31 protein-coding genes and 1 pseudogene are annotated in these 25,712 nt (G+C 38.1%); 23 read left to right on the forward strand and 9 right to left on the reverse strand.

The window, feature by feature from the left end; genetic code table 11:
• Window positions 1-97: 97 nt before the first annotated feature.
• From O3601_RS04680 to O3601_RS04695, 4 genes are read left to right on the forward strand one after another with little or no spacing between them, the layout of a single operon-like run.
• Window positions 98-628, forward strand: a complete 531-nt coding sequence (locus tag O3601_RS04680; protein ID WP_219966777.1) for a YutD family protein — start codon at window positions 98-100, stop codon at window positions 626-628.
• Window positions 629-648: 20 nt separating this feature from the next.
• Window positions 649-1,734, forward strand: a complete 1,086-nt coding sequence (gene rlmN, locus O3601_RS04685; RefSeq protein WP_000804762.1) for a 23S rRNA (adenine(2503)-C(2))-methyltransferase RlmN — start codon at window positions 649-651, stop codon at window positions 1,732-1,734.
• Window positions 1,734-2,216 carry a VanZ family protein gene (locus O3601_RS04690; RefSeq protein ID WP_371471399.1) on the forward strand — a complete coding sequence of 161 codons (483 nt, stop codon included), beginning with the start codon at window positions 1,734-1,736 and terminating at the stop codon, window positions 2,214-2,216. Before rlmN ends, O3601_RS04690 begins: the two co-directional genes overlap by 1 nt.
• A gap of 1 nt (window position 2,217) precedes the next feature.
• Entirely contained in the window at window positions 2,218-3,759 is a 1,542-nt protein-coding gene (locus O3601_RS04695; RefSeq protein ID WP_261096569.1) for an ATP-binding cassette domain-containing protein, read from the forward strand.
• Between the two features lie 54 nt (window positions 3,760-3,813).
• Here O3601_RS04695 and O3601_RS04700 read toward each other — a convergent pair whose 3' ends face one another.
• From O3601_RS04700 to O3601_RS04715, 4 genes are all read right to left on the reverse strand, one after another.
• Entirely contained in the window at window positions 3,814-4,617 is an 804-nt protein-coding gene (locus O3601_RS04700) for a peptidylprolyl isomerase (protein ID WP_084947549.1), read from the reverse strand.
• 108 nt (window positions 4,618-4,725) lie between these two features.
• Window positions 4,726-4,935: a hypothetical protein gene (locus tag O3601_RS04705; RefSeq protein ID WP_371471401.1), complete on the reverse strand. Its 210-nt coding sequence runs from the start codon at window positions 4,933-4,935 to the stop codon at window positions 4,726-4,728.
• Window positions 4,936-5,209: 274 nt separating this feature from the next.
• Complete coding sequence (locus tag O3601_RS04710) at window positions 5,210-5,434, reverse strand: helix-turn-helix transcriptional regulator (protein ID WP_261227053.1); 225 nt, start codon at window positions 5,432-5,434, stop codon at window positions 5,210-5,212.
• A gap of 2 nt (window positions 5,435-5,436) precedes the next feature.
• A complete protein-coding gene (locus O3601_RS04715) occupies window positions 5,437-6,033 on the reverse strand; it encodes a DUF3796 domain-containing protein (RefSeq protein WP_371471403.1) in 597 nt (198 codons plus the stop codon).
• A gap of 686 nt (window positions 6,034-6,719) precedes the next feature.
• Here O3601_RS04715 and rpsP point away from each other — a divergent pair.
• From rpsP to O3601_RS04750, 7 genes are all read left to right on the forward strand, one after another.
• Window positions 6,720-6,992, forward strand: a complete 273-nt coding sequence (gene rpsP / locus O3601_RS04720; RefSeq protein WP_000268760.1) for a 30S ribosomal protein S16 — start codon at window positions 6,720-6,722, stop codon at window positions 6,990-6,992.
• 19 nt (window positions 6,993-7,011) lie between these two features.
• A complete protein-coding gene (kphA, locus tag O3601_RS04725) occupies window positions 7,012-7,251 on the forward strand; it encodes an RNA-binding protein KphA (protein ID WP_000379617.1) in 240 nt (79 codons plus the stop codon).
• A gap of 109 nt (window positions 7,252-7,360) precedes the next feature.
• Window positions 7,361-7,912 carry a hypothetical protein gene (locus tag O3601_RS04730; RefSeq protein WP_371471531.1) on the forward strand — a complete coding sequence of 184 codons (552 nt, stop codon included), beginning with the start codon at window positions 7,361-7,363 and terminating at the stop codon, window positions 7,910-7,912.
• Between the two features lie 107 nt (window positions 7,913-8,019).
• Window positions 8,020-8,808, forward strand: a complete 789-nt coding sequence (locus tag O3601_RS04735; protein WP_371471405.1) for an alpha/beta fold hydrolase — start codon at window positions 8,020-8,022, stop codon at window positions 8,806-8,808.
• Between the two features lie 30 nt (window positions 8,809-8,838).
• Window positions 8,839-9,357: a ribosome maturation factor RimM gene (gene rimM / locus O3601_RS04740; protein ID WP_371471406.1), complete on the forward strand. Its 519-nt coding sequence runs from the start codon at window positions 8,839-8,841 to the stop codon at window positions 9,355-9,357.
• The gene (trmD, locus tag O3601_RS04745) at window positions 9,347-10,066 is read left to right on the forward strand and encodes a tRNA (guanosine(37)-N1)-methyltransferase TrmD (RefSeq protein WP_371471534.1); all 720 of its coding nucleotides are present in this window, start codon (window positions 9,347-9,349) and stop codon (window positions 10,064-10,066) included. Before rimM ends, trmD begins: the two co-directional genes overlap by 11 nt.
• An 11-nt stretch (window positions 10,067-10,077) precedes the next feature.
• Window positions 10,078-10,416 carry an ATP cone domain-containing protein gene (locus O3601_RS04750; RefSeq protein WP_001196040.1) on the forward strand — a complete coding sequence of 113 codons (339 nt, stop codon included), beginning with the start codon at window positions 10,078-10,080 and terminating at the stop codon, window positions 10,414-10,416.
• A gap of 30 nt (window positions 10,417-10,446) precedes the next feature.
• On the opposite strand, the gene O3601_RS04755 is transcribed toward O3601_RS04750, so the two are convergent.
• Complete coding sequence (locus O3601_RS04755; RefSeq protein WP_001216104.1) at window positions 10,447-10,767, reverse strand: hypothetical protein; 321 nt, start codon at window positions 10,765-10,767, stop codon at window positions 10,447-10,449.
• Window positions 10,768-10,865: 98 nt separating this feature from the next.
• Between O3601_RS04755 and O3601_RS04760 the strand changes: the two genes are divergently transcribed.
• Window positions 10,866-11,081, forward strand: coding sequence for a YdbC family protein (locus O3601_RS04760; RefSeq protein ID WP_000807422.1), 216 nt, complete (start codon window positions 10,866-10,868; stop codon window positions 11,079-11,081).
• 53 nt (window positions 11,082-11,134) lie between these two features.
• On the opposite strand, the gene O3601_RS04765 is transcribed toward O3601_RS04760, so the two are convergent.
• The gene (locus tag O3601_RS04765) at window positions 11,135-11,671 is read right to left on the reverse strand and encodes a biotin transporter BioY (protein WP_371471418.1); all 537 of its coding nucleotides are present in this window, start codon (window positions 11,669-11,671) and stop codon (window positions 11,135-11,137) included.
• Between the two features lie 436 nt (window positions 11,672-12,107).
• Between O3601_RS04765 and O3601_RS04770 the strand changes: the two are divergent.
• The 4 genes and pseudogenes from O3601_RS04770 (at window position 12,108) to O3601_RS04785 (ending at window position 15,598) form a co-directional block, all read left to right on the forward strand.
• A pseudogene (locus tag O3601_RS04770) lies at window positions 12,108-12,433 on the forward strand (hypothetical protein).
• A gap of 65 nt (window positions 12,434-12,498) precedes the next feature.
• Complete coding sequence (locus O3601_RS04775; protein ID WP_371471420.1) at window positions 12,499-14,481, forward strand: ABC transporter permease; 1,983 nt, start codon at window positions 12,499-12,501, stop codon at window positions 14,479-14,481.
• Window positions 14,478-15,101: an ATP-binding cassette domain-containing protein gene (locus O3601_RS04780; protein WP_371471422.1), complete on the forward strand. Its 624-nt coding sequence runs from the start codon at window positions 14,478-14,480 to the stop codon at window positions 15,099-15,101. Before O3601_RS04775 ends, O3601_RS04780 begins: the two co-directional genes overlap by 4 nt.
• Window positions 15,098-15,598 (forward strand): hypothetical protein, encoded by a 501-nt coding sequence (locus O3601_RS04785; protein WP_371471424.1) that lies wholly within the window; start codon window positions 15,098-15,100, stop codon window positions 15,596-15,598. Before O3601_RS04780 ends, O3601_RS04785 begins: the two co-directional genes overlap by 4 nt.
• A gap of 165 nt (window positions 15,599-15,763) precedes the next feature.
• Here O3601_RS04785 and gor read toward each other — a convergent pair whose 3' ends face one another.
• Entirely contained in the window at window positions 15,764-17,110 is a 1,347-nt protein-coding gene (gene gor / locus O3601_RS04790) for a glutathione-disulfide reductase (RefSeq protein ID WP_219966766.1), read from the reverse strand.
• Window positions 17,111-17,399: 289 nt separating this feature from the next.
• On the opposite strand from gor, the gene O3601_RS04795 reads away from it, so the two are divergent.
• From O3601_RS04795 to O3601_RS04825, 7 genes are all read left to right on the forward strand, one after another.
• Complete coding sequence (locus tag O3601_RS04795; protein ID WP_219966951.1) at window positions 17,400-18,608, forward strand: efflux RND transporter periplasmic adaptor subunit; 1,209 nt, start codon at window positions 17,400-17,402, stop codon at window positions 18,606-18,608.
• Window positions 18,592-19,293: an ABC transporter ATP-binding protein gene (locus O3601_RS04800; RefSeq protein WP_219966765.1), complete on the forward strand. Its 702-nt coding sequence runs from the start codon at window positions 18,592-18,594 to the stop codon at window positions 19,291-19,293. The genes O3601_RS04795 and O3601_RS04800 overlap by 17 nt, the downstream gene beginning before the upstream one ends.
• A gap of 1 nt (window position 19,294) precedes the next feature.
• Window positions 19,295-20,554 carry an ABC transporter permease gene (locus O3601_RS04805; RefSeq protein WP_371471426.1) on the forward strand — a complete coding sequence of 420 codons (1,260 nt, stop codon included), beginning with the start codon at window positions 19,295-19,297 and terminating at the stop codon, window positions 20,552-20,554.
• A 123-nt stretch (window positions 20,555-20,677) separates the two neighbouring features.
• Window positions 20,678-22,675, forward strand: coding sequence for a methionine--tRNA ligase (gene metG / locus O3601_RS04810; RefSeq protein ID WP_261068087.1), 1,998 nt, complete (start codon window positions 20,678-20,680; stop codon window positions 22,673-22,675).
• Window positions 22,676-22,723: 48 nt separating this feature from the next.
• Window positions 22,724-22,915 (forward strand): hypothetical protein, encoded by a 192-nt coding sequence (locus O3601_RS04815; RefSeq protein WP_261068086.1) that lies wholly within the window; start codon window positions 22,724-22,726, stop codon window positions 22,913-22,915.
• A gap of 89 nt (window positions 22,916-23,004) precedes the next feature.
• Window positions 23,005-23,325 (forward strand): PadR family transcriptional regulator, encoded by a 321-nt coding sequence (locus O3601_RS04820; protein WP_000665422.1) that lies wholly within the window; start codon window positions 23,005-23,007, stop codon window positions 23,323-23,325.
• Window positions 23,326-23,328: 3 nt separating this feature from the next.
• On the forward strand, window positions 23,329-24,144 hold the full coding sequence (locus O3601_RS04825; protein ID WP_261068085.1) for a hypothetical protein: 816 nt from the start codon (window positions 23,329-23,331) through the stop codon (window positions 24,142-24,144).
• A gap of 394 nt (window positions 24,145-24,538) precedes the next feature.
• Here the strand turns inward: O3601_RS04825 and O3601_RS04830 are convergent, their stop codons facing one another.
• Window positions 24,539-25,186, reverse strand: a complete 648-nt coding sequence (locus O3601_RS04830) for a hemolysin III family protein (RefSeq protein ID WP_001097996.1) — start codon at window positions 25,184-25,186, stop codon at window positions 24,539-24,541.
• Window positions 25,183-25,629 (reverse strand): DUF1836 domain-containing protein, encoded by a 447-nt coding sequence (locus O3601_RS04835; RefSeq protein ID WP_371471430.1) that lies wholly within the window; start codon window positions 25,627-25,629, stop codon window positions 25,183-25,185. The genes O3601_RS04830 and O3601_RS04835 overlap by 4 nt, the downstream gene beginning before the upstream one ends.
• Window positions 25,630-25,712 lie beyond the last annotated feature (83 nt).

Consider the following 25,712-nt stretch of genomic DNA (forward strand, 5'->3'; position numbering starts at 1 on the left):
CAAAATCGTCAGACTTTTTTCATTTTTATGAGAAACGTGCTAACTGCTAGAAATTATGGTAGAATAAAGTATTAAGTAATCGTGAAAAAGGATATCTATGCGAAAAGAAATTGCACCTGAATTATACAACTATAACAAGTTTCCTGGTCCTGAGTTCCATTTACACGGGGACAAGGTAGAAACGGAAGGGATAGCTTTTTCCTTGGTGGAAAACATCAAGGAAGCCTTTGATGTGACGGCTTTTAATCAGCGTTTTTCAGAAGTCTTAACCAAGTTTGATTATATCGTGGGAGACTGGAGCAACGAACAGCTTCGCCTACGCGGTTTTTACAAGGATGACCGAACAGAAGAAAAACTTGAAAAAATCAGTCGTTTACAAGACTACCTTTTAGAGTATTGTAGTTATGGTTGTGCCTATTTTGTCTTAGAAAATGAAGCACCTAAGCGCGCATCATTTGACAAGAAAATGCGTAAGAAGGAAGAAGAAACACCTTCTAAAAAAGGAAAGAAACCGGTTCAAACCAAACGAAAACCGAATGCAGATAAGAAAAATAGACGTCGTCAGAAAGACCAGCATTCTCAGAAAGAGGACAAGGGACAACGTCATTTTGTCATTCGTCAGAAGTGAGTAGAGAATAAGGAGAAGAAATGAAACCGTCAATTTATAGTTTAACACGTCAAACCATGCAGGAATGGGTTTTGGAGCAGGGAGAAAAGAAATTCCGTGCAGATCAAATCTGGGAATGGCTTTACCGTAAACGTGTCCAGTCATTTGAAGAGATGACCAACCTTTCCAAGGATTTGATTGCTAAGCTTAATGATCAATTTGTGGTCAATCCCTTGAAACAACGTATCGTTCAAGAGTCTGCTGATGGGACAGTTAAATATCTCTTTGAGTTGCCAGATGGAATGCTGATTGAGACAGTACTCATGCGTCAGCACTACGGTTTGTCAGTCTGTGTGACCACTCAGGTCGGCTGTAATATCGGTTGTACCTTCTGTGCTTCTGGTTTGATCAAGAAACAACGTGACCTCAATAACGGTGAAATCGTAGCGCAAATCATGCTGGTTCAGAAGTACTTTGATGAGCGTGGTCAGGATGAACGCGTCAGCCATATCGTTGTCATGGGGATTGGTGAACCATTTGATAACTACAACAATGTCTTGAATTTCGTTCGTACTATCAACGATGACAAGGGAATGGCAATCGGTGCTCGTCACATCACGGTTTCAACCTCAGGTTTGGCCCATAAAATTCGTGACTTTGCTAATGAAGGAGTTCAAGTCAATCTTGCCGTTTCTCTTCACGCACCTAACAATGAGTTGCGCTCAAGTATTATGAAGATTAACCGTGCCTTTCCGATTGAAAAACTCTTTGCTGCTATTGAGTACTACATTGAGACAACAAATCGTCGTGTGACCTTTGAGTATATCATGCTCAATGAAGTTAATGATGGTGTAGAACAAGCCTTAGAATTAGCTGAATTGCTCAAGAACATCAAGAAATTGTCTTATGTAAACTTGATTCCTTATAACCCAGTTAGTGAGCATGATCAATATAGCCGTAGTCCCAAAGAGCGCGTCATGGCCTTCTATGATACACTTAAGAAAAAAGGGGTCAACTGTGTCGTTCGTCAAGAACATGGTACAGATATTGATGCAGCTTGTGGACAATTGCGTTCCAATACAATGAAACGTGACCGCCAGAAAGCAGTTGCAGCAGTCAATCCTTAATGATGAAGAAAACTTATAATCATGTTTTGGTTTGGGGAGTCATTTTCTATAGTATTTGTATCGTTTACTTTTGCGTTACTCCTCAAGAACATTCTCCCGTGGAGGTGGAAACTCCAGGTATTCAGCATCTTGGACGCCTGGTTTTTCTTTTGACTCCTTTCAATTCTTTCTGGAAACTGGGTGAAGTGAGTGACATTGGGCAATTATGTTGGATTTTTCTACAGAATATCCTCAATATTTTCTTGCTTTTTCCTTTGGTATTTCAACTCCTTTACCTCCTTCCAAACTTTCGGAAAACAAAAAAGGTCCTTCTTTTTAGTTTTCTAGTGAGTCTTGGAATTGAATGTACGCAGTTAGTCTTGGATTTTTTCTTTGATTTTAATCGCGTCTTTGAGATTGATGATTTGTGGACCAATACCTTGGGTGGCTATCTGGCTTGGTTCCTCTATAAACAATTACATAAAAATAAGATAAGGAATTAAAATGAGTATTTTAGAAGTTAAAAATTTGAGTCACGGTTTTGGTGACCGTGCAATTTTTGAAGATGTGTCCTTCCGTCTCCTCAAGGGAGAACATATCGGTCTGGTCGGTGCCAATGGTGAAGGAAAATCAACCTTTATGAGCATTGTGACTGGCAAAATGCTGCCAGATGAAGGGAAGGTTGAGTGGTCCAAATATGTGACTGCTGGTTACTTGGATCAGCACTCTGTCTTGGAAGAAGGTCAGTCTGTACGTGATGTTCTCCGTACAGCCTTTGATGAGCTGTTCAAAGCTGAAGCTCGCATCAATGATCTCTATATGGAAATGGCTGAAGACGGAGCAGATGTTGATGCCCTTATGGAAGAAGTGGGAGAACTCCAAGACCGTCTGGAGAGTCGTGATTTTTATACCTTGGATGCCAAGATTGACGAAGTAGCGCGTGCCCTTGGTGTTATTGACTTTGGCATGGATACGGATGTAACTTCTTTGTCAGGTGGGCAAAGAACCAAGGTGCTTTTGGCTAAACTTCTCCTTGAGAAGCCCGATATCTTGCTTTTGGACGAGCCGACCAACTACTTGGATGCTGAGCATATTGACTGGCTTAAGCGCTATCTCCAAAACTATGAGAATGCCTTTGTCCTTATTTCGCATGATATTCCATTCCTGAACGACGTTATCAATATCGTCTATCATGTGGAAAATCAACAGCTGACGCGTTACTCTGGTGACTACTACCAGTTCCAAGAAGTCTATGCTATGAAGAAATCTCAGCTAGAGGCGGCCTACGAACGTCAGCAAAAAGAAATTGCAGACCTCAAGGACTTCGTAGCTCGAAACAAAGCGCGTGTTGCAACACGAAACATGGCCATGTCTCGTCAGAAGAAATTGGATAAGATGGATATTATCGAACTACAAAGTGAGAAACCAAAGCCATCCTTTGATTTCAAACCAGCTCGTACACCAGGGCGCTTTATCTTCCAAGCCAAGGACTTGCAGATTGGTTATGACCGACCTCTTACCAAGCCTTTAAATCTTACCTTTGAACGTAATCAAAAGGTTGCCATTATCGGAGCAAATGGTATCGGGAAAACGACTCTCTTGAAGAGTCTCTTGGGGATAATTCCACCAATCGCTGGAGAAGTGGAACGCGGTGACTACCTAGAACTTGGCTACTTTGAACAGGAAGTAGAAGGCGGTAATCGCCAAACACCACTAGAGGCTGTTTGGAATGCCTTTCCAGCTCTCAACCAAGCAGAAGTTCGTGCAGCCCTTGCTCGTTGTGGTTTGACAACCAAGCATATCGAAAGTCAAATTCAGGTCTTGTCAGGTGGGGAACAAGCCAAGGTTCGTTTCTGTCTCCTGATGAACCGTGAAAATAACGTTTTAGTGTTGGACGAGCCGACCAACCACCTGGATGTGGATGCTAAGGATGAACTCAAACGTGCCCTCAAAGAATACAAGGGATCTATCCTTATGGTCTGCCATGAACCAGACTTTTATGAAGGCTGGATGGACCAAATCTGGGATTTTAATAATTTAACTTAAGAATGAGAGTAAAAGAAATACAGTATCGAATGTGGATACTGTATTTTTTGGTTTTTAAGATTTAAAATCGTAGTCTTTCACCACTTCGATGCTATCGATAGTAATAGCAGTCGTTGGCTTGTCTTTTTCATCTTTTTCGGCTTTAGCAATTTTATCTACAACATCCATACCGTCAATCACTTGACCAAAGACTGGGTGTTTGCCATCTAGACTAGGGTTTCCCCCTTCTTTATAGGCTTCGATGATTTTCTTTGGATACTTGCTTGTAGGGAGTTTAGCAGAGGTATCTGTAGAGTTTTGATTGATGAAGAATTGGCTGCCATTGGTGTTTGGTTGACCAGTGTTAGCCATAGAAAGAGCACCACGGATGTTATAGAGATAAGGAGTAATCTCGTTTTTGAAACCAGTTCCCTTGTCTTTAGTCTTATCCTTGTCATGCCAGATGGACTGACCACCTGTACCGTCCCCTTTTGGATCTCCAGTTTGAACCATAAAGCCATCGATGACACGGTGGAAGGTAATACCGTTATAGTAGCCTTCCTTGGCATGAGTGAGAAAGTTTTCAACTGCTAAAGGAGCTAGCTTAGGGAAGAGTTTAATACGGATATCCCCTTGACTTGTGTGGAGAATCACTTCGGCTTCATCTTCAGCAACTTCCTTAGAAAGTTGCGGGAAGTTTGCATTTTCGTTTGTCAAAGCATCGTTTAACTCCTTGGCAGATTGGGCTGCTGCTTTGGAGCTTTCCTCAGCGGCCAAGCTAGAATCTACATAATCATCACCACGCAAACTACGTTGGATGTTGCTACATCCAGCTAGGGCTACAGTGGATAGTAAAAGAAGTGTTGCTAGTTTTTTCATTCTGTTCCTCTCAAAAATTCATTTCTACCATTGTACCCTAAAAGGAAGGGGATTTCAAATGTTAGTGACAAGGTAGTTTAAGAGAAAGTCAATCAAAAAGTCGCTTGCTTAGAGATTTTTCTTTGGATGACGGTCAACAATGTCCTGGTATTGTTCCAGTATGTGCTCTCCTTTTGGAGTTATTTTATAACCGCGAATCGAAAAGAGACCAGCTAATTCCTCTTCTGAAAAATGGTTATGAAGGGCTTGATCCAAATCTGCAGCCTTCATCTTAGATAGTCCTCTAATTCCCTTGCTTTTCAGAATATTTTTTTTCATAGTAGCATTCAGATGGTCAAGTGAATCAAAAGCCGTTTCAATGCCAGCATAACCTTTTTCTACCAGAGTTTTTAGATGTTTAAGGGTATCAATACCATAAGTGTACTCGAAGTATTTAGGAAACCAGACCTTAAGAAAGCTCGTAAAGCATCACAATTGGTAAACGTTAATTCGAAAGATTACTATATTTTAAAAGAGCACATTTTCAAAGGATTTTTTCTTTCGGCTTAATTCCTAATGAATCAATGAACTTAATACTAGGTCTCGAAAAGAATTATGCTTCCTCTTGCTGTCTGAGTTCAAAGAGGTCTTCTACTTTTAGATTAAAAACTTGAGCAATTTTAAGAGCCATTTCTAGTGAAGGATTGTAACGGTTATTTTCCAAGTGAAGAATTGTCTCGCGTCGAATGCCGATGAGGTCGGCTAACTCCTGCTGGGTCATTCCTGTGGACTCACGAACAGATTTGAGATTAGTAATAATATTGCTTTCTTTGGACATACTTATCCTCTCCGTTCCAAGATAAGATAGACAACCGCAAAGATGAAAATCAAGGCAGCTATGCTAATAAATATCTGACCCATGTAAAGAGTGAGAGACCCCATATACCCAATGATAACTGCTAGGATCATCAGTGCGCCTAGTATAAAAACAAACATCAAGCTAGCTGCCTTGGCTAAATTAGCATAAAAGCGTTCGTCCGGAGTTTCCTTGACATTTTTCAAACAGAAAAAACCAAATACAATCACTTCAATAACGAGGCCAATTCCCAAAATCCATTCTTTAATACCAGAACTTACGCTTGGGGTCGCAACCCAAATCCCTACTGTATAAAAAATGCTTGCTGCAAAAAAAAGTATCGTGTAAAGCTTAGCAGACAAGTCAAAAATAGTCTTTCCCTTACTTTTCTGACTCTTATGAGGCCATGGTTTCTTATGTAGCCAGCCCCAAATAGCTACAATCTGACCTAACACTGAAATACTAGCAATAACTAACTTGGGTCCCCAACTAAGATTAGAACCAAATAAAACAGTAAAATCAATAAAGAGAGCTACGGCAATCATTGCAATGAGGTCACGCATTTTTTGACTTTTTTTCATGATAGACTCCTTTTTTGTGTTATAAATATATAACACTTAAATTTTATGTTATAAATATATCACATTTGAATTTGGAAAGCAAGAATTTATGTGCCAAGGTGGCAATTTTTTGGAAAATCTAGATACTCTATGAATCTCTACTTTTTTCTTAGACTGTTATAAAGTCTTTCAGAATAAGCTTTGTAGGTGTAGAAGTTAATTTTTACAGAACTAAATTATTCCCCTATTTAGAATCTATTAATTCATGTTTTATAAATTAATTAGTAGATATCGTTCTTAAAATCCTTGATATTCGCTTGGGAACGGGCTTAGGATTTAGGAGCCAAGCATCCAAATCTCGTTCAGGCGATATGGAGGATTTGAGTTGATGGTCTTTATAAAATGTTTCTAATACTCTTCGAAAATCAAATTCAAACTACGTCAGCTTTGCCTTGCCGTACTCAAGCACAGCCTGCGGCTAGCTTCCTAGTTTGCTCTTTGATTTTCATTGAGTATAAAATAGTATTCACGGCTAGCTTCTTTCAAACATTTATTTCCTACTTCTAACAAATTTCTAAATGGTTTAAAAATTTTATAGTCTGTCAAGTTTTTTTCTTGACACCTGCCAGAAATCTGCTATAATAGAACATGTGCTAAATAGCTCAGCTATTTCACTCAAATAAAAAATAAGAAAAGAGACTTTAAAAATGGCAGTTAAAATCCGTTTGACTCGTATGGGTTCTAAGAAAAAACCTTTCTACCGTATTAACGTAGCAGATTCACGTTCACCACGTGACGGACGTTTCATCGAAACAGTTGGAACTTACAACCCACTTGTTGCTGAAAACCAAGTAACTTTGAAGGAAGACCGCGTTCTTGCATGGTTGGCTGATGGAGCTCAACCTTCAGATACAGTACGTAACATCCTTTCAAAAGAAGGCGTATTGAAAAAATTCCACGATTCTAAATTCTCAAAATAAGTTTAAAGTAGGTTGACAGATGGATACGATTGAAAATCTCATTATTGCGATTGTGAAACCCTTGATTTCACAACCAGATGCCTTAACTATCAAGATTGAAGATACACCAGAGTTTTTGGAATATCATTTGGATCTTGATCAAAGTGATGTGGGTCGTGTAATCGGTCGTAAGGGTCGCACTATTTCTGCGATAAGAACGATTGTCTACTCTGTCCCAACTGAAGACAAAAAAGTAAGAATCGTTATTGACGAAAAATAAGAAGGGCGGGACGAATGTCTCGCTTTTTTGCGAGAAGTGTAAAATTGCAGCCATTAAGTACCAACATGAACGTGATTTGGAAGGCTTTTTAAAGGGGGACTGGAAAAGAATGAACATTGATTGTATTTTAAACATAGATTGGGCAATGTACATTGATTGGTTATTGCGAATTTTACAGATTTCGACTTTTATAGGTGTAATTTTAAAAATTAGTTTTCAGAATAAGGCCTATATCAATAATATCGAAATTCAGGTAATTAAACCAATCGAATTTGATTCCTTACATACGAGATTTCATCATATATATGAGTTTAAACATGATGAAAATGATAAACATTATAACCATTTGATTTTTTATCCAAAGGAAGTTGATATTGAAATTATAGAATTTTATTCTTTAAACTATGATTCAAGAAACGATTGTTTGATTGTAAATAATAAACTGCATACAGTTAAAAATTTAAAGAATTATACATGCTTATTGATTCATACAAATTTACCAGAGAATATGCCTAGTTTAAGAATGAAATGGAAAACAAGTCAGGGTGAAATTGGGGAATATACATTTTATAGCAATATGTATAACGGGAATGTAAATATCTCATCTTTCAAATATAAATTAACATTAAAGAGGAAAATATTAGCACTTTTTGGACTATAACGGTCCCTCTATGTATTTTCCTCCAACTTGTGAAAATCCTTGGAACGTGTTAAAATAAAGGATAAGGATTTTTAATAATTCATTATATAGAATGAGTGGATTTCTTTATGAAGAGGATTGAAGTATCTACAGAAATTGGTAGTCTCTCTGTTACTTATCAAAAACAAAAGAAAATGCTAGTTTGTTTAAGCGGCGCAGGTTTGCTACCAAGTTATGAAAATTTTTCACTTATACTTGAAAAACTTCCTCCTACAATTGGTTATTTGACAATTGATTTTCCGAACACAGGTAGGAGTCCGATTCATGACCAAGCTGGAAAAAATCTAGATAATCTTGCAGATGCGGTTTATGAAGTATTTGAAGAATTAGGGATTTCTGAATATATACTTTGTGCACATAGTTTGAGTGGAATTTTAGCTTGCAAATTGCTCAAGAAACCAATTAAGTGTCATGCTTTAGTAGCAATGGAACCGACAACTAAAAAAGTCATGTTTGCTGATTTTTCAGAAAATCCTTATCCAGAAATGGAAGAGCAGATGAGGTTGATTGACGAGTATGGTCCTGAACTTTATTTTAAGAACTTAACTCAAGCAACATTTAGCCCTGGAATTAATAAAGAAATATGGAAAATAATGCAAGAAAAAGGGTCAGAGTTGGAAAAGCAAGATTCAGGATTTCAGATATCTGGAGAGATTACTGAGGAAGATTTTGAGAATTTGTTGATAGAATCTCATGTCCCTGTATTTATTTTTTGTCAGCCTTATAGAGAAAAAGAGTACAGAAAATCAGAATATTGGACTTCCAATACTAAACTCATTTTAGGAGGGAATCACCATTATTTACAGTGGTCTGAATCTGAAAAAATTGCGACTATTATTCGAGAATTGTCAGAATAAGATGGAAAGAAGGAGAGTACAGGAGACAAGATGAACTACTTTAATGTTGGGAAAATCGTCAATACGCAGGGGTTGCAGGGTGAGATGCGAGTCTTGTCTGTGACGGATTTTGCAGAAGAACGGTTTAAAAAAGGAGCTGAGCTGGCCTTGTTTGATAAAAAAGATCAGTTTGTTCAAACAGTGACCATCGCTAGCCACCGTAAACAGAAGAACTTTGACATTATTAAATTCAAAGATATGTACCATATCAACGCTATCGAAAAGTACAAGGGATACAGTCTCAAGGTCGCTGAGGAAGATTTGAATGACCTAGACGATGGTGAATTCTACTATCACGAGATTATCGGTTTGGAGGTCTATGAGGAAGATAACTTGATCGGAACTATCAAGGAAATCTTGCAACCAGGTGCCAACGATGTCTGGGTGGTCAAGCGAAAAGGCAAGCGTGACTTGCTCTTGCCTTATATCCCACCAGTGGTTCTCAATGTTGATATTCCAAATAAACGGGTCGATGTGGAAATCTTAGAAGGGTTAGATGATGAAAATTGATATTTTAACCCTTTTTCCAGAGATGTTTTCTCCGCTAGAGCACTCAATCGTTGGAAAGGCACGTGAAAAAGGGCTCTTGGATATCCAGTATCATAATTTTCGAGAAAATGCTGAAAAGGCCCGCCATGTCGACGATGAGCCCTACGGAGGCGGTCAGGGGATGTTGCTCCGAGCCCAACCCATTTTCGATGCCTTTGATGCTATTGAAAAGAAAAATCCGCGCGTCATTCTCCTCGATCCTGCTGGAAAGCAGTTTGATCAGGCTTATGCTGAGGATTTGGCTCAAGAGGAAGAGCTAATCTTTATCTGTGGGCACTATGAGGGTTATGATGAGCGTATTAAGACCTTGGTGACAGATGAGATTTCCCTAGGAGATTATGTCTTAACTGGAGGAGAGTTGGCGGCTATGACCATGATTGATGCAACGGTACGCCTGATTCCAGAAGTGATTGGCAAGGAGTCTAGCCACCAAGATGATAGTTTTTCTTCTGGCCTTCTCGAATATCCTCAGTACACACGCCCCTATGATTATCGAGGCATGGTTGTGCCAGACGTGCTCATGAGCGGGCACCATGAAAAAATTCGTCAGTGGCGCCTGTATGAGAGTTTAAAGAAAACCTATGAACGCAGACCGGATTTGCTTGAACATTATCAACTGACAGCAGAAGAAGAAAAAATGCTGGCAGAAATTAAAGGAAACAAAGAATAAAGGAGAAAGCTATGCAAGTAATCAAACGTGATGGAGAAATTGCTGAATTTAATCCAGATAAGATTTACCAAGCTATCTTAAAGGCGGCCCAAACTGTCTATGTATTGACAGATGATTTGCGTCAAAACCTTGCACAAGTCACTAAGAAAGTTGTTTTGGATTTGGAAGAAGCCAAGGTGGAACGTGCTACTATCAGCATGATTCAGTCTATGGTTGAACATCGTTTACTGGGTGCAGGTTACATTACCATTGCAGAACACTACATTTCCTATCGTTTACAACGTGACTTGGAAAGAAGTGGTTATGGAGATCATATCGCGGTTCATTTGCATTTTGAACAAATTCGCTAAGAAAAAAGAGTGGGATGAAGCAACTACATCTCACTCTTTCTTAAATCTATTTTTTTGAGCTGTTTGGACGGTCGAAGGGACGAATCGAAGGCGTTGAATATCGCTTATGCGGATAATACGGGTCACATTTTTAGCAAAATTTTTCACGATAATTTGCTGGCGTTGCTGATCGTATTTGATGATGTCACCTGTAAAGCTTGTCTCAGACAAGATAAGGTGAACAGCAGTTTGTTTCTGGATAGCCTCTTCAATAGTAGCGGTAAGGGAGTTGGTTTCAGTCTGGTCTGGTTCTTCATGTCCATTTAAAAAGTCATGTATTTTATCTAGAACTTGCTGGAATTTATGTCTCATAGTGGCCTCCCTTCTTTTATATCAATATTATATAAAATTTTCCTAAAATCTACAAGATTTTACGAATAATCAGATGAAAGCTAAAAAAGGAGAAGAAAATGGCAGAATTTACATTTGAAATCGAAGAGCACTTGTTGACTCTTTCTGAAAACGAAAAAGGTTGGACCAAGGAAATCAACCGTGTGAGCTTTAATGGTGCCCCTGCAAAGTTTGATATTCGTGCTTGGAGTCCAGATCATACTAAAATGGGTAAAGGAATTACTCTCTCAAATGAAGAATTTCAAACGATGGTGGATGCCTTTAAAGGCAATTAAATTTTCAAAATGAAAGAAAAGGATATTGAGTTATGACAACTCGATATCCTTTTTTAGTTAGCAAAGTAAGCCTGATTTTTAAGGCGTTGAAGTAATGGACGGCTAATAAAACTAATAGCAATAATTTTACCAAGATCTGGGATGATAAAGGGAATGACCCCCACAACAAGAGCTTTTTCAAATGCCATTCCAGCTAGAAAATGCAAGCTGAGAATCCCACCGATAAAGACAAGGGCATCACCCAAGAGGTTAGCAAGAAAAATGGTCACAATCCCACTCTTGCTGTTGGTTAGAGAGGAAGTAAGTCCAGAGTAAACGAGATAAAACCAAAGATAGCCTGCAGTAGGACCAACTAACGCCTGCAATCCAGCTCCACCTCCTGCAAAGACAGGAAGACCGATAGCGCCTAGAAGAAGATAGAGACCAACAGAAAGTACAGCCTCCCTCGGTCTAAAGACAGTAGCAATCAAGCCGATTGCAAAGTTTTGCAGAGTGAAGGGGACAGGTCCAATTGGAAGACTGATTTGTGCTAAAACAGCAATGAGAGCAGCTCCAATAGCAGGGAAAGCATAAACGTGAGCTTTTTTCAAAATAGTTAACCTCTTTTATGATGTATAGTAACTATTATACTCGCAGAAGAATGATTGTCAACCAATTTTTAAAGATAAGGTAACAAAAACTGTAACGGCAGATTTTCCTGACTAGTTAAGTTGGATTATTGTTTTGTTGATTCGAAAATCGCCTTTATAGATAATCCCATTTTATCAAAAAAAAATATACTATAAATACTTGACAAACTAAAAAATAAGTACTACAATTACAAATGTAAACGGATACATCTAGATGTGTTCAATTTTAAAAGGAGGGGTAGTTATGAGATATTTTAACGACTCTAGATACCGTAACGGTGATTAAAAACCTAAATATAATCAATTCATATTAAAGTAATATGGAGGGACTAAAAAGGGACTATTATTTGATCTTCATCAAATATTTAACTTCAAGGAAAAGTAAAATGAAAAAAGAATTAATAAGAAAGCATCTGTTTTTCTAGTTGCAAGTGTTTTAAGTTTTGGCTTTGCTACTGCAGCTAGTGTTGTTAGTGCAACTACAGCACACCCTGCTCCATATCCCATTATTGATGTATGGCAGTATGGTGTAGATAATAGCTATGGTTATTCAAATTACTTTGTAGTTCTCCAAATAATATTGGTTCAAAATCTTCAGTAACGAATTATTGGGGAACCGTTAAAGCTTATGATAAAAAAGATTATGGATGGGCATATTCAAGTGCAAAAAAATCTTGGAGCGATATTCGATTAAATGCATATTGGGATTATTATAGATTTTAAAAATAATTTATGAAAACAAGAGACCCGATTATAAGATAGGGTCTTTTGTAATATGGTAAGTGCTTATGAAATTAAAATTATGTATCATTGGATTTTTCTTTTGTTTGATCGCTGCAATTGGTCTGGTCACTATCAGCGATACTGAAACCCCCGTACCTTTACCAATTGATGGTGCTTTTTCTATTCAAGGAAAAAGTAATCTTTCTAATAACGAAATATACGAAATGGTTCGTGACGTATCAAAAACGGAAAAGGTTACCATTTACAAACCAATCGTTCAGAGTTCTGGTCAGTTGAAGTATGTAAATTTCGATGATGAAAACAATGAGCAATTAAAGTCAGCGCCAATAATAGGGATGTATTACACCCTTGGGAAAATAAATATAGACAGTTTGAAACCACTTACGATGACTGGACTACAAACAGTATATATGGCTTATCCTTGGTATATAGGAGGAATCTTACAATTTACTGGAACTTTAAGAATACTGTTAATGGGGTCAATTTACTTAACTTTATTAGTTGTGTTATTTGTTGTTCGAACGAGGCAGATTAAAGAAGGAGTGATACGACGTTCTTTGGGCTTGCCTGTATACGATCTAAGAAGAGAGTATGGCATTTCTATTATTTTTGAACTGATTATGATGGCTTTATTGATGATTTCTTACAGTTCTTTTTTGGGGAATGGTTTCTTCACTTATAGTTCTAAGTTATTTTTCTCTCTGCTTTTAACGAATTTTATACTATTTCAAATCATTGATCTTATTACTTTTGTTTTATTTTGGTTGACGATTCAGATTGAAAAGCCCATTGAAATTATCAAAAACAAGGCAAAAAACAAGCTTATTTTTGTCGTATGGCTTGCTATTATTTCGATTATCATCCTTGTCTCAGGAATTTTTTTACAAGAAACAAAGAGTAGTCAATCTAGTATTAACATACAGATACAGAATTTAGTACCATGGGACACAGTAAAAGACTGGAGAAGGATTGAATTCCTTGGAATTGAAAGTAACTCTGCTAAAAATGGAGAAGTTAGTGATTCAGATGGTAAGTATCTACAGATAGCTGCTTCCTTAAAAAACTTAGATTATTTATATATAGAACGATCCTCTGCATATGTTCCAGATTTTATGAAAACATCTCATGCTTTAGAAGAATTTTCTAAACAATTAAAAAATGACGGGATAACGAATCCAGAAATAAATAAAGAGTTGATTTATATTAATCAAACAGGTGCTAACCTACAAAATAAAGTGAATGGAACAAACTATCATCTTTTAGATAATAAGATAGCAACCATCTATATTCCTGAGAAATGGAAAGAAAATCAGAAATCTATTGAAAATACAGTTGTAGCAGAACAATTTATTGGAACAAACTATACAAAAGAAGAAATTGCAGTACAAATAATTCCTGATGGGAAAAAAATTTTTTATTTTAATGAAGATGCTGATGATAATCATAAAATGAAAGAGTTTTTACCAATCGCAAGTGTAGCAGATAGTAAAGATAACATTGTTGTTGTGTTAGATACGGACAAAATGATTGAAAACAACAAGTTTTCTTTGGCTAGTAATATAACATATAAGTCTCTTTTTAGTCCTGAGGCGGTAAAGAAAATAAATGAAATGGCTAGCCAGTTGAATTTTTCAATGAATCCAGTAGATGTTTACCAAATTGTGAAATTAAAGATCCAGTCCTTAGAGCACCAAATTCTACTTTCACAAATTTTGCAGAAGATAATTTACAGTATTGTCTTTATACTCATTTATCAATATGTCCAACTTTATATTGCCCTAAAACAGAATGAATATGTGAAAAAAATTATTTTGGGTCTGTCAAAAACATATATAGCAATTTCAAGTCTCAAGTATTTTATGATGACTATTACAATAGTTATCCTATTTACATTTCTTATGACAGGTCAAATAGAGTTGCTATATATTGGTCTCGCTTCTCTGCTCGTTTTGATGTTGTCAATAATCATGAGTTTTAGAAAATTATCTGAAAGCTATACTAAAATTTTAAAAGGAGATGAAACATGACAATTGACCTTTTGAACGTTTCAAAAAGTTTCGGCTCAAAAAAGATCTTTACAGACTTAAATTTTAAATTTGAATCTGGAAAAAGTTATGCATTGATTGGAGGTTCTGGCTCTGGTAAAAGCACCCTTCTTAACATTATAGGAAGATTAGAAAAAATTGACAGTGGGAATGTTTTAGTTGATAAACAAGATATTTGGAAGATAAAAGAAAGAACTTTTTTTAAAAATACTGTTGGATATGTATTTCAGAATTATTCTTTAATAGATAACAAAACAGTATATGATAATCTGAGCCTTATCACTAAAGACAAAAAAACAATAACTGATGTACTTGAAAAAGTAGGACTGTCAAATGACTATTTACATCAAAAAATATATGAATTGTCTGGAGGGCAGGCTCAACGTGTAGCTATTGCCAGAATGTTAATGAAACCACGAAAAATTATCTTAGCAGATGAGCCTACAGGAGCTTTAGATGGTGAGATTGGAAAAGAAATTATTCGTTTATTATTGAATGAAAGAGATGAAGACAAATATGTAATTATAGCGACACATGATCCAGCTGTCTATAACGAAGTTGATGTGATCATTGATATGAAAGATATAGGGGATAATGTATGAAAAAGATAATTTATATTGCTTTGATCTTTGTAGCTGGGCTACTTGCTATTTTCTTCTTTGGAAAACAAATGATTACAAAAGAAAATACCAATAAACCAACACTGGAGTTAATAGTCTATACGCTTTCTTCTAGTGATACAGAAAAATGGAATAAAGTGAGACAAGTAGAAACGGAAGAAGCTATATACTTCATAACTGTGAAAGAATTAGCATCTTCAGAAGAAGTATTTTCAAACATCATTGCAAATGGAGCTGCTGCGGGGGTCGGAGTTCGTGAAGAAGAAGTGAAGAAATTCAATAATGGTTTAGGAGACACTATAGAGGACTCTAAGCATAATAAACTCATTGGAATAGAATTTTTTACTTTTTCTAATGCTGACGAGGGATTTGTAGTAGCAAATTTTGACTACGGTAACGAAGAGTTGAATTCTCAGAAAAAAGATATAAAAGAGTTATATAAAAAAATATATGAATCTTTTAAAGAAAAGAATAAATGATTGTATTATAATCCTTGTATTTTGCTATGGTTTGTTAATTGATTTTTGCATATCTTATTTCAACATACTATAAAATAAAACATAAGAAAACGAGTATCTCCAACTACGGAAATACTCGCTTTTTGATATTTAGAAGTGTTTTTTGCTCTGCTTCTTTTATTTCGATTAACGCATAGTTACAAATTCTTCAGATGCAGTTGGGTGAATCGCCACAGTTGCGTCAAAGTCAGCCTTGGTTGCTCCCATTTTGATAGCAACAGCAAATCCTTGAATCATTTCATCAACACCGTAGCCAATTCCATGAAGTCCGACAACTTTTTCTTCAGAACCAGCTGTGATCAATTTGAAACGTGTTTCTTGACGGTTGCAAGTGCAAGCAGAGTACATAGAAGTAAAGCTTGATTTGTAAACCTTGATTTGGTCTTGACCGTATTCTTTAATAGCTTGCTCTTCTGTCAATCCAACCGTTCCGATAGCAGGGTGTGAAAAGACAACAGTTGGAATAGTTGAGTAGTCCATTTTTGCAGTTGTTTTTCCGTTAAAGAGACGTTCAGATAGGGTACGCCCAGCCTTGATAGCTACTGGAGTCAGTTCTTTTTCGCCTGTTACATCACCTAGAGCATAGATTCCCTCAACAACAGTATTTTGGTATTCATCCACTTGGATAAAGCCACGTTCGTTCAGAGTTACTCCAGCTTTTTCAAGTTGCAAGCCCTTAACGTTTGGACGGCGGCCTGTAGCCCAGATAACTTGGCTAGCTGTGTGACTAGTACCATCTTCGAAATGAATGGTAATGCCTTCAGCAGTTTTTTCTAACTTGGAAGGGACTTTGTGAGTATGAAGTGGCAAGTTTGTTCTTTCCATTTCCTTGACCAAACCTTCAACGATATAAGAATCAAAACCACGTAAAGGACGATCGCGGCGAACAAAGAGGTCTGTCTTGACACCAAAAGTGTGGAGCACGCCAGCCAATTCAACTGCAATATAACCCGCGCCTAAAATAGCAACTGACTCTGGCAATTCTTCCCAGGCAAATACATCATCAGAAGAGCCACCTAGCTCAGCACCAGGAATATTTGGAATACTTGGATGGGCACCAGTAGCAATCACGATATGTTTAGCACGAATCAGTTCACCATTTACGCTGACAGTATGAGAATCTACAAATTCAGCATGACCTTCAATCAAGTCTACTCCGTTGCGTTTAAAACTGCCATCATAAGAAGAACGAGCGCGATCGATGTAGGCTTCACGATTACGACGTAGTGTTGCAAAGTCAAAGTTAAGATCAGTAGTCTTAAAGCCGTAATCTTCTCCAAATTGATGGAAAGTCTCAGCGATTTGCGCCCCGTACCACATGATTTTTTTAGGAACACAACCGACATTGACACAGGTTCCACCTAATTTCTTTTCCTCAATAACGGCCGCTTTAGCTCCGTGTTCACCAGCACGGTTCATAGTAGCAATTCCTCCGCTACCTCCACCGATAGCAATGATATCGTATTCTCTCATTGAAAACTCCTTTGTACTCTTTTAAATAGTAGAGTGTCATTTTTTGATAGTCATATTCTATCTTTTTTTTGATGTGATTGCAAAAATCTGCTACGTTCAAAAAAATTAAAGAAAAGGCTTGCAAAAAAGAAAAATAAAGTGTATTATATAACTAGTACAACGATTGTAAAATAAATTCCGAACAATAATTAAATCCTGAAATGTCATTATTTCGTTCTGAAATGTTATTGTTTCAAATTGATAATTTTTGTATAATATTGTTAAGAACTTTAAATCAAAAAGGAGTTTCATTATGAAAAAGAATGGTAAAGCTAAAAAGTGGCAATTGTATGCAGCAATCGGTGCTGCGAGTGTAGTTGTATTGGGTGCTGGGGGCATTTTGCTCTTTAGACAACCTTCTCAGACTGCTGTAAAAGATGAGGCTACTCATCTTGTTGTTGCCAAGGAAGGAAGCGTGGCATCCTCTGTTTTATTGTCAGGGACAGTAACAGCAAAAAATGAACAATATGTTTATTTTGATGCTAGTAAGGGAGATTTAGATGAAATCCTTGTTTCTGTGGGTGATAAGGTCAGTGAAGGACAGGCTTTAGTCAAGTACAGTAGTTCAGAAGCCCAGGCGGCCTATGATTCAGCGAGTAGAGCAGTTGCTAAGGCAGATCGTCATATCAATGAACTCAATCAAGCACGAAATGAAGCTGCTTCAGCTCCGGCTCCACAGTTGCCAACGCCAGCAGGAGGCGAAGGTGTAGCAGCCCAAACTCCAGCTCCAGTCTCAGGAAATGCAGTGTCATCTATTGATGCACAACTAGGTGATGCTCGTGATGCTCGTGCAGATGCAGCAGCGCAATTAAGCAAGGCTCAAAGTCAGTTGGATGCAATGACGGTTCTCAGTACCTTAGAGGGAACTGTGGTCGAAGTCAACCGTAATGTTTCTAAATCTCCAACAGGAGCTAGCCAAGTAGTAGTTCATGTCGTAAGTAATGAAAACTTGCAAGTTAAGGGGGAACTATCTGAATATAACCTTGCCAACCTCTCTGTAGGACAAGAAGTAACCTTTACTTCTAAAGTTTACCAAGATAAGAGCTGGACTGGTAAGATTAGCTACATTTCTGACTACCCTAAAAACAATGGTGAAGCAGCAAGTGCAGCTACTGCCGCAGCAGGTGGTAATTCTGGTTCTAAATATCCATATACCATCGATGTTACAAGTGAAATCGGTGATTTGAAACAAGGATTCTCAGTAAGTGTTGAGGTCAAGAACAAGAGTAAAGCCATTTTGGTTCCTCTAACAAGTATTGTGACTGAAAATGATAAGAACTATGTCTGGGTGCTTGACGAGCAGAAAAAGGCCAAGAAAGTGGAAGTTGGTTTGGGCAATGCTGATGCAGACAACCAAGAAATCACTTCAGGTCTGACAAATGGAGTCAAGGTCATCAGTAACCCAACGTCTTCTCTAGAGGAAGGAAAAGAGGTGAAGGCTGATGAAGCAACTAATTAGTCTAAAAAATATCTGCAGAATCTACCGTAACGGTGACCAAGAACTGCAGGTTCTCAAAAATATCAACCTAGAAGTGAATGAGGGTGAGTTTGTTGCCATTATGGGACCATCTGGTTCTGGTAAGTCCACTCTCATGAATACGATCGGCATGTTGGATACACCAACCAGTGGAGAATATTATCTTGAAGGCCAAGAAGTAGCTGGACTTGGTGAAAAACAACTAGCCAAGGTCCGTAACCAACAAATCGGATTTGTCTTTCAGCAGTTCTTTCTTCTATCTAAACTCAATGCTTTGCAAAATGTAGAATTACCCTTAATTTACGCAGGAGTTTCGGCTTCAAAACGTCGTAAGTTAGCTGAGGAATATCTAGATAAGGTTGAATTGACAGAACGTAGTCATCATTTGCCTTCGGAATTATCTGGTGGTCAAAAGCAACGTGTGGCTATTGCGCGTGCCTTGGTAAACAATCCTTCTATTATCCTAGCAGACGAACCGACAGGAGCCTTGGATACCAAAACAGGGAATCAAATTATGCAACTATTGGTTGACTTGAATAAAGAAGGAAAAACCATTATCATGGTAACGCATGAGCCTGAAATAGCTGCTTATGCCAAACGTCAGATTGTCATTCGCGATGGAGTTATTTCATCTGATAGTGCTCAGTTAGAAAAGGAGGAAAACTAAGATGCAGAATCTGAAATTTGCCTTTTCATCTATCATGGCTCACAAGATGCGTTCTTTGCTTACCATGATTGGGATTATTATCGGTGTTTCATCGGTTGTTGTGATTATGGCTCTGGGTGATTCCATGTCTCGACAGCTCAATAAAAACATGACCAGATCTCAAAAAAATATCAGTGTCTTTTTCTCTTCTAAAAAAAGTAAAGATGGATCTTTTACTCAGAAACAATCAGCTTTTACGGTTTCTGGAAAAGAAGAGGAAGTTCATGTTGAACCACCAAAACCGCAAGAATCTTGGGTCAAGGAGGCAGCCAAACTGAAAGGAGTGGATAATTACTATGTAACCAACTCAACGAACGCCATCTTGACTTATAAAGATAAAAAGGTTGAAAATGCCAATTTGACAGGTGGAAACAGAACTTATATGGAGGCTGTTAACAATGAAATTCTTGCAGGACGTAGTCTGAGAGAACAAGATTTCAAAGAATTTGCAAGTGTCATTTTGCTTGATGAAGAATTATCCATTAGTCTATTTGGATCTCCTCAAGAGGCTATTAACAAGGTTGTGGAAGTCAATGGTTTTAGTTATCGAGTCATTGGTGTTTATACTAGCCCAGAATCTAAAAATTCAAAAATGTATGGTCTTGGTGGCTTGCCTATTACCACAAATATCTCCCTTGCTGCGAATTTTAATGTAGATGAAATTGCTAATATTGTCTTTCGAGTGAATGACACAAGCTTGACTCAAACTCTGGGTCCAGAATTAGCACGAAAAATGACAGAGCTGGCTGGCTTGCAACAGGGAGAATATCAAGTGGCAGATGAGTCAGCTGCATTTGCAGAAATTCAACAATCGTTTAGTTTTATGACGACGGTTATTAGCGCCATTGCAGGAATTTCTCTCTTTGTTGGAGGAACTGGTGTTATGAACATTATGCTGGTTTCTGTTACAGAGCGTACCCGTGAGATTGGTCTCCGTAAGGCTTTGGGTGCGACACGTGCTAATATTTTAATCCAGTTTTTGATTGAATCCATGATTTTGACCTTGTTAGGTGGATTAATTGGCTTGACAATTGCAAGTGGTTTAACTGCCTTAGCAGGTTTGTTGTTGCAAGGTTTGATTGCGGGTATAGAAGTTGGAGTATCAATTCCAGTTGCCCTATTTAGTCTCGCAGTTTCGGCTAGCGTGGGTATGATTTTTGGAGTCTTGCCAGCCAACAAGGCATCGAAACTTGATCCAATTGAAGCCCTTCGTTATGAATAGAATAAACAAGATGGACACTCGTCTATCTTGTTTTTGTATGGATTTCTCTATCGAAAATCCTTCAAAATGTGATATAATGAAGTGTTAGAAAAACAGGTTTCATTTGCCTGGAAAGGAAAAATTATGTCTGAAAAGAATTTTTATATTACAACGCCGATATACTATCCATCTGGAAAACTTCATATCGGATCTGCCTACACAACCATCGCCTGTGATGTCCTAGCACGTTACAAACGCTTGATGGGCTACGATGTCTTTTATCTGACAGGTCTTGATGAACATGGTCAGAAAATCCAGCAAAAAGCTGAAGAAGCTGGAATCACCCCTCAAGCCTATGTTGACGGAATGGCAGTTGGTGTTAAAGAACTCTGGCAATTACTCGATATCTCATACGATAAATTCATCCGTACAACGGATGACTACCATGAAAAAGTAGTAGCTCAAGTCTTTGAGCGCCTGCTTGCTCAAGATGATATCTATTTGGGTGAATATTCTGGTTGGTACTCAGTCTCAGATGAGGAATTCTTTACAGAAAGCCAGCTTGCGGAAGTTTTCCATGACGAAGCTGGAAATGTAACTGGGGGTATTGCTCCATCAGGTCACGAAGTAGAATGGGTTTCTGAAGAATCATACTTCCTTCGTCTCAGCAAATACCAAGATCGTTTGGTGGAATTTTTCAAGTCCCATCCTGAATTTATCACTCCAGATGGTCGTCTGAATGAAATGCTTCGCAACTTCATCGAACCAGGTTTGGAAGATTTGGCAGTTTCTCGTACAACCTTTACATGGGGAGTACCAGTCCCATCAAATCCAAAACACGTTGTCTACGTTTGGATTGATGCCCTTCTTAACTATGCGACAGCTCTTGGCTACGGTCAAGATGAACATGGTAACTTTGACAAGTTCTGGAATGGAACAGTTTTCCACATGGTAGGAAAAGACATCCTTCGTTTCCACTCAATCTATTGGCCAATCCTTCTTATGATGTTGGATATCAAATTGCCAGATCGTTTGATTGCTCATGGTTGGTTCGTCATGAAAGACGGTAAAATGTCTAAGTCTAAAGGGAATGTCGTTTACCCTGAAATGTTGGTAGAGCGTTATGGATTAGATCCACTTCGTTACTACCTCATGCGTAGCCTTCCAGTTGGTTCAGACGGAACCTTCACTCCAGAAGACTATGTAGGCCGTATCAACTACGAATTGGCCAATGACCTTGGAAACCTCCTCAATCGTACGGTTTCTATGATTAACAAGTACTTTGATGGACAAATTCCAGCCTATGTAGAGGGTGTAACAGAGTTTGACCATGCTCTTGCTGAGGTTGCAGAACAATCAATTGCAGACTACCACACACACATGGAAGCAGTTGACTACCCACGTGCTCTTGAAGCAGTCTGGACTCTGATCTCTCGTACCAATAAATACATCGATGAGACCGCACCATGGGTCTTGGCTAAGGATGAAGCACTTCGTGACCAATTAGCAAGTGTCATGAGTCACTTGGCAGCTAGCCTTCGTATCGTCGCTCACTTGATTGAACCATTTATGATGGAAACCAGTCGTGCACTCTTGAATCAACTTGGCTTGGAAGAAGTAGCTAGCCTTGAAAACTTGAGCTTGGCTGACTTCCCAGCAGATGTGACTGTAGTTGCCAAAGGAACACCAATCTTCCCACGTCTGGATATGGAAGAAGAAATCGCCTATATCAAGGAACAAATGGAAGGCAACAAACCAGCGGTCGAAAAAGAGTGGAACCCAGACGAAGTTGAACTCAAACTAAACAAGGAAGAAATCAAGTTTGAAGACTTTGACAAGGTTGAAATCCGTGTCGCAGAAGTCAAAGAAGTGTCTAAAGTAGAAGGTTCAGATAAGTTGCTTCAATTCCGCTTGGATGCTGGTGATGGTGAAGACCGTCAAATCCTCTCAGGAATTGCAAAATACTATCCAAATGAACAAGAATTGGTTGGTAAGAAAGTTCAAATCGTTGCCAATCTCAAACCACGTAAAATGATGAAAAAATATGTCAGCCAAGGGATGATCCTATCAGCTGAACATGATGGAAAATTAACCCTTCTTACAGTTGATCCAGCTGTACCAAACGGAAGTGTGATTGGGTAAAAATAGACAGGACTAGTTCATGCTAGTTCTGTTTTTTATTTATACTCAATGAAAATCAAAGAGCAAACTAGGAAGCTAGCCGCAGGTTGCTCAAAACACTGTTTTGAGGTTGTAGATAAAACTGACGAAGTCAGCTCAAAACACTGTTTTGAGGTTGTGGATAGAACTGACGAAGTCAGTAACCATATCTACGATAAGGCGACGCTGACGTGGTTTGAAGAGATTTTCGAAAAGTATTAACTATTATGCTTTACAAACTAGTGTGAAAGTGGTATATTATAGGTGGAGTTGCTAGTAGGTATTACAAAATAGATTAGAAGGGAGAAGTGATGAAAGAAACTCAACTATTAAAAGGTGTTCTTGAAGGTTGTGTTCTGGATATGATTGGTCAAAAAGAGCGATATGGCTATGAATTGGTTCAAACTTTGCGAGAGGCTGGATTTGACACTATTGTTCCAGGAACTATTTATCCTTTGTTGCAAAAGTTAGAAAAAAATCAATGGATAAGAGGCGATATGCGCCCGTCGCCAGATGGTCCAGATCGGAAGTATTTTTCGTTAACTAAAGAAGGAGAAGAGCGTGTCTCGGTCTTTTGGCAACAATGGGACGATTTGAGTCAAAAAGTAGAAGGAATTAAGAATGGAGGATAAACCATGACGAAAATGAAGTATTATGAAGAAACAAACAATTTGTTGCATGAGTTTTCTGAGGAGAATCAGCAGTATTTTGAGGAACTGTGGGATAGTTTTAATCTTGCTGGATTTCTCTATGATGAAGACTATCTCAGAGAGCAGATCTATTTGATGATGTTAGATTTCTCAGAAGCAGAACGAGATGGCATGAGTGCAGAGGATTATCTAGGTAAGAATCCTAAAAAAATAATGAAAGAGATTCTCAAGGAAGCACCACGCAGTTCTATCAAGGAGTCCCTTTTGACACCAATTTTTGTCCTAGCGATATTACGTTACTATCAGCTACTGGGTGATTTTTCAAAAGGCCCTCTCTTAACAGTCAATTTGCTCACGTTTTTAGGGCAACTTCTTATTTTTCTGATTGGATTTGGACTTGTGGCTACAATCTTACGTTGGGGGCTAGTCCAAGATTCTCCTAAGATGAAAATTGGCACTTATATTGTCGTTGGGATTCTTGTTCTACTAGTTGTTCTGGGATATGTAGGAATGGCAAATTTCATTCAAGAAGGAGCCTTTTATCTTCCGGCTCCCTGGGATAGTTTGTCTGTCTTTACGATTTCCCTAGTCATCAGTATTTGGAATTGGAAAGAACCGATTTTTCGTCCATTTGTTAGTATGATTATTGCCCATCTTGTGGTAGGTTCTCTGCTTCGTTACTATGAGTGGATGGGCATTTCAAATGTTTTCCTTACAAAAGTTATTCCTTTAGCTGTTCTCTTTATTGGTATCTTTCTCCTGTTCCGTGGGTTTAAGAAGATAAAATGGAGTGAAATATAGTCAAAAAGGAGTTTTAAAACGTTTATTTGTTATGTGACCATTTGTCTGTCTTGATTCGTTAGGTACGGTTCATTAACGGATGATTATGATTTAATACTCAATGAAAATCGAAAAGCAAACTAGGAAGCTAGCCGCAAGTTGCTCAAAACACCGTTTTGAGGTTGTAGATGAAACTGACGAAGTCAGTCACATATATACAGTAAGGCGACGCTGACGTGGTTTGAAGAGATTTTCGAAGAGTATAACTATTCTGATTTACATACTAGCAGGGAAGTAGTATACCATAATTGGCGGTACGATAGTAGATATTATAAAAAAGACTAGAGTGCTTTTGAATTTAAAACATCATAGAGAATAAAAAAATGAGGTTAGGATTTTTTGTCCTAACCCATTTTTACATGTAATAAACAATGGCGATGTATTGGAGTGCGGACGCAGCTAGGATAAAGAGATGCCAAATCATGTGGAAATAAGGTTTTTTCTTAGCGTAAAATCCAGCCCCAACTGTATAACAAAGTCCGCCAGTTACCATGAGACTCCAGAAAATTGGCGTTGTTTGACTGATAATGGCAGGAATGATAGCTAGAACCAACCAGCCCATAATCAGGTAAAGAGCAAGGCTAAATTTCTCATTGACTTTTTTAGCAAAGATTTTATAGAGAATACCAAAGATGGTCGTTCCCCATTGAATGGCAATAATTAGATAGCCAAACCAGTTATTCATCAAGGTTAAGACGACTGGCGTATAAGAGCCTGCGATAGCCACATAAATCATCGAATGGTCAATGATTCGCAAGACATATTTGTGGGTCGAACCATAGGCCATAGAGTGATAAATGGTGGATGATAGGAACATGAGAAAGAGACTGATAACGAAAATGGAGACACCGATAGAGGATAAAAAGCCGTGTGCTTCGTAACTATAGGTGGATGAAATAGGTAGTAAGATGAGCATGATGACTGCGCCTACGGCATGGGTTACGCTATTAGCAATCTCCTCTCCAAAACTGAGTTGTTTGCTGAGTTTAAGACTAGTGTTCATTGGATTACCTCCTCTTGAGTATGATCGATTAAGGCTAGAGTTTGATGATAGAGTTTAACGGTTTGGCAGCTGGTTTGGATAATGGGGTTAGCTGGATCAATTCCTTGGTTCATGTAGTCCACAAAAGCGTCGTAGAGTTGGTATGAACTTGCTTGACTTTGTAGAGTATTAAGTGTCTGGGCGATTTCTTGGATAGAAAATACAGACTTGAGGGTTGTGATAGCAATCAAACGAGCAATCTGTTGGCGTTGGTATTTTTTCTTGTCAGGCTTTGTCAGGTAACCATGTTTCACATAATTGTTGACCATAGATGCTGTCAGGCCCTTGTCTTTATCAGGAGAGATAGGGGCGCAGACCTGATTGACATAGAGCAAAACTTGGTCCAGATAGAGGTCAATGTTTGGAATTTCTGCCCATTTGGGGTAGGAAAAGGTAGTTTTCATTTTCAACTCCTTTTTATCTAGTTTTGATAACTAGATTATAAAATAATAAAAACAGAAAGTCAAGTTTTAACTGCTTGTAGAAA

The sequence above is a fragment of the Streptococcus sp. 20925_1_69 genome (assembly GCF_041432365.1).
In the GTDB taxonomy this organism is placed as follows: Bacteria; Bacillota; Bacilli; order Lactobacillales; family Streptococcaceae; genus Streptococcus.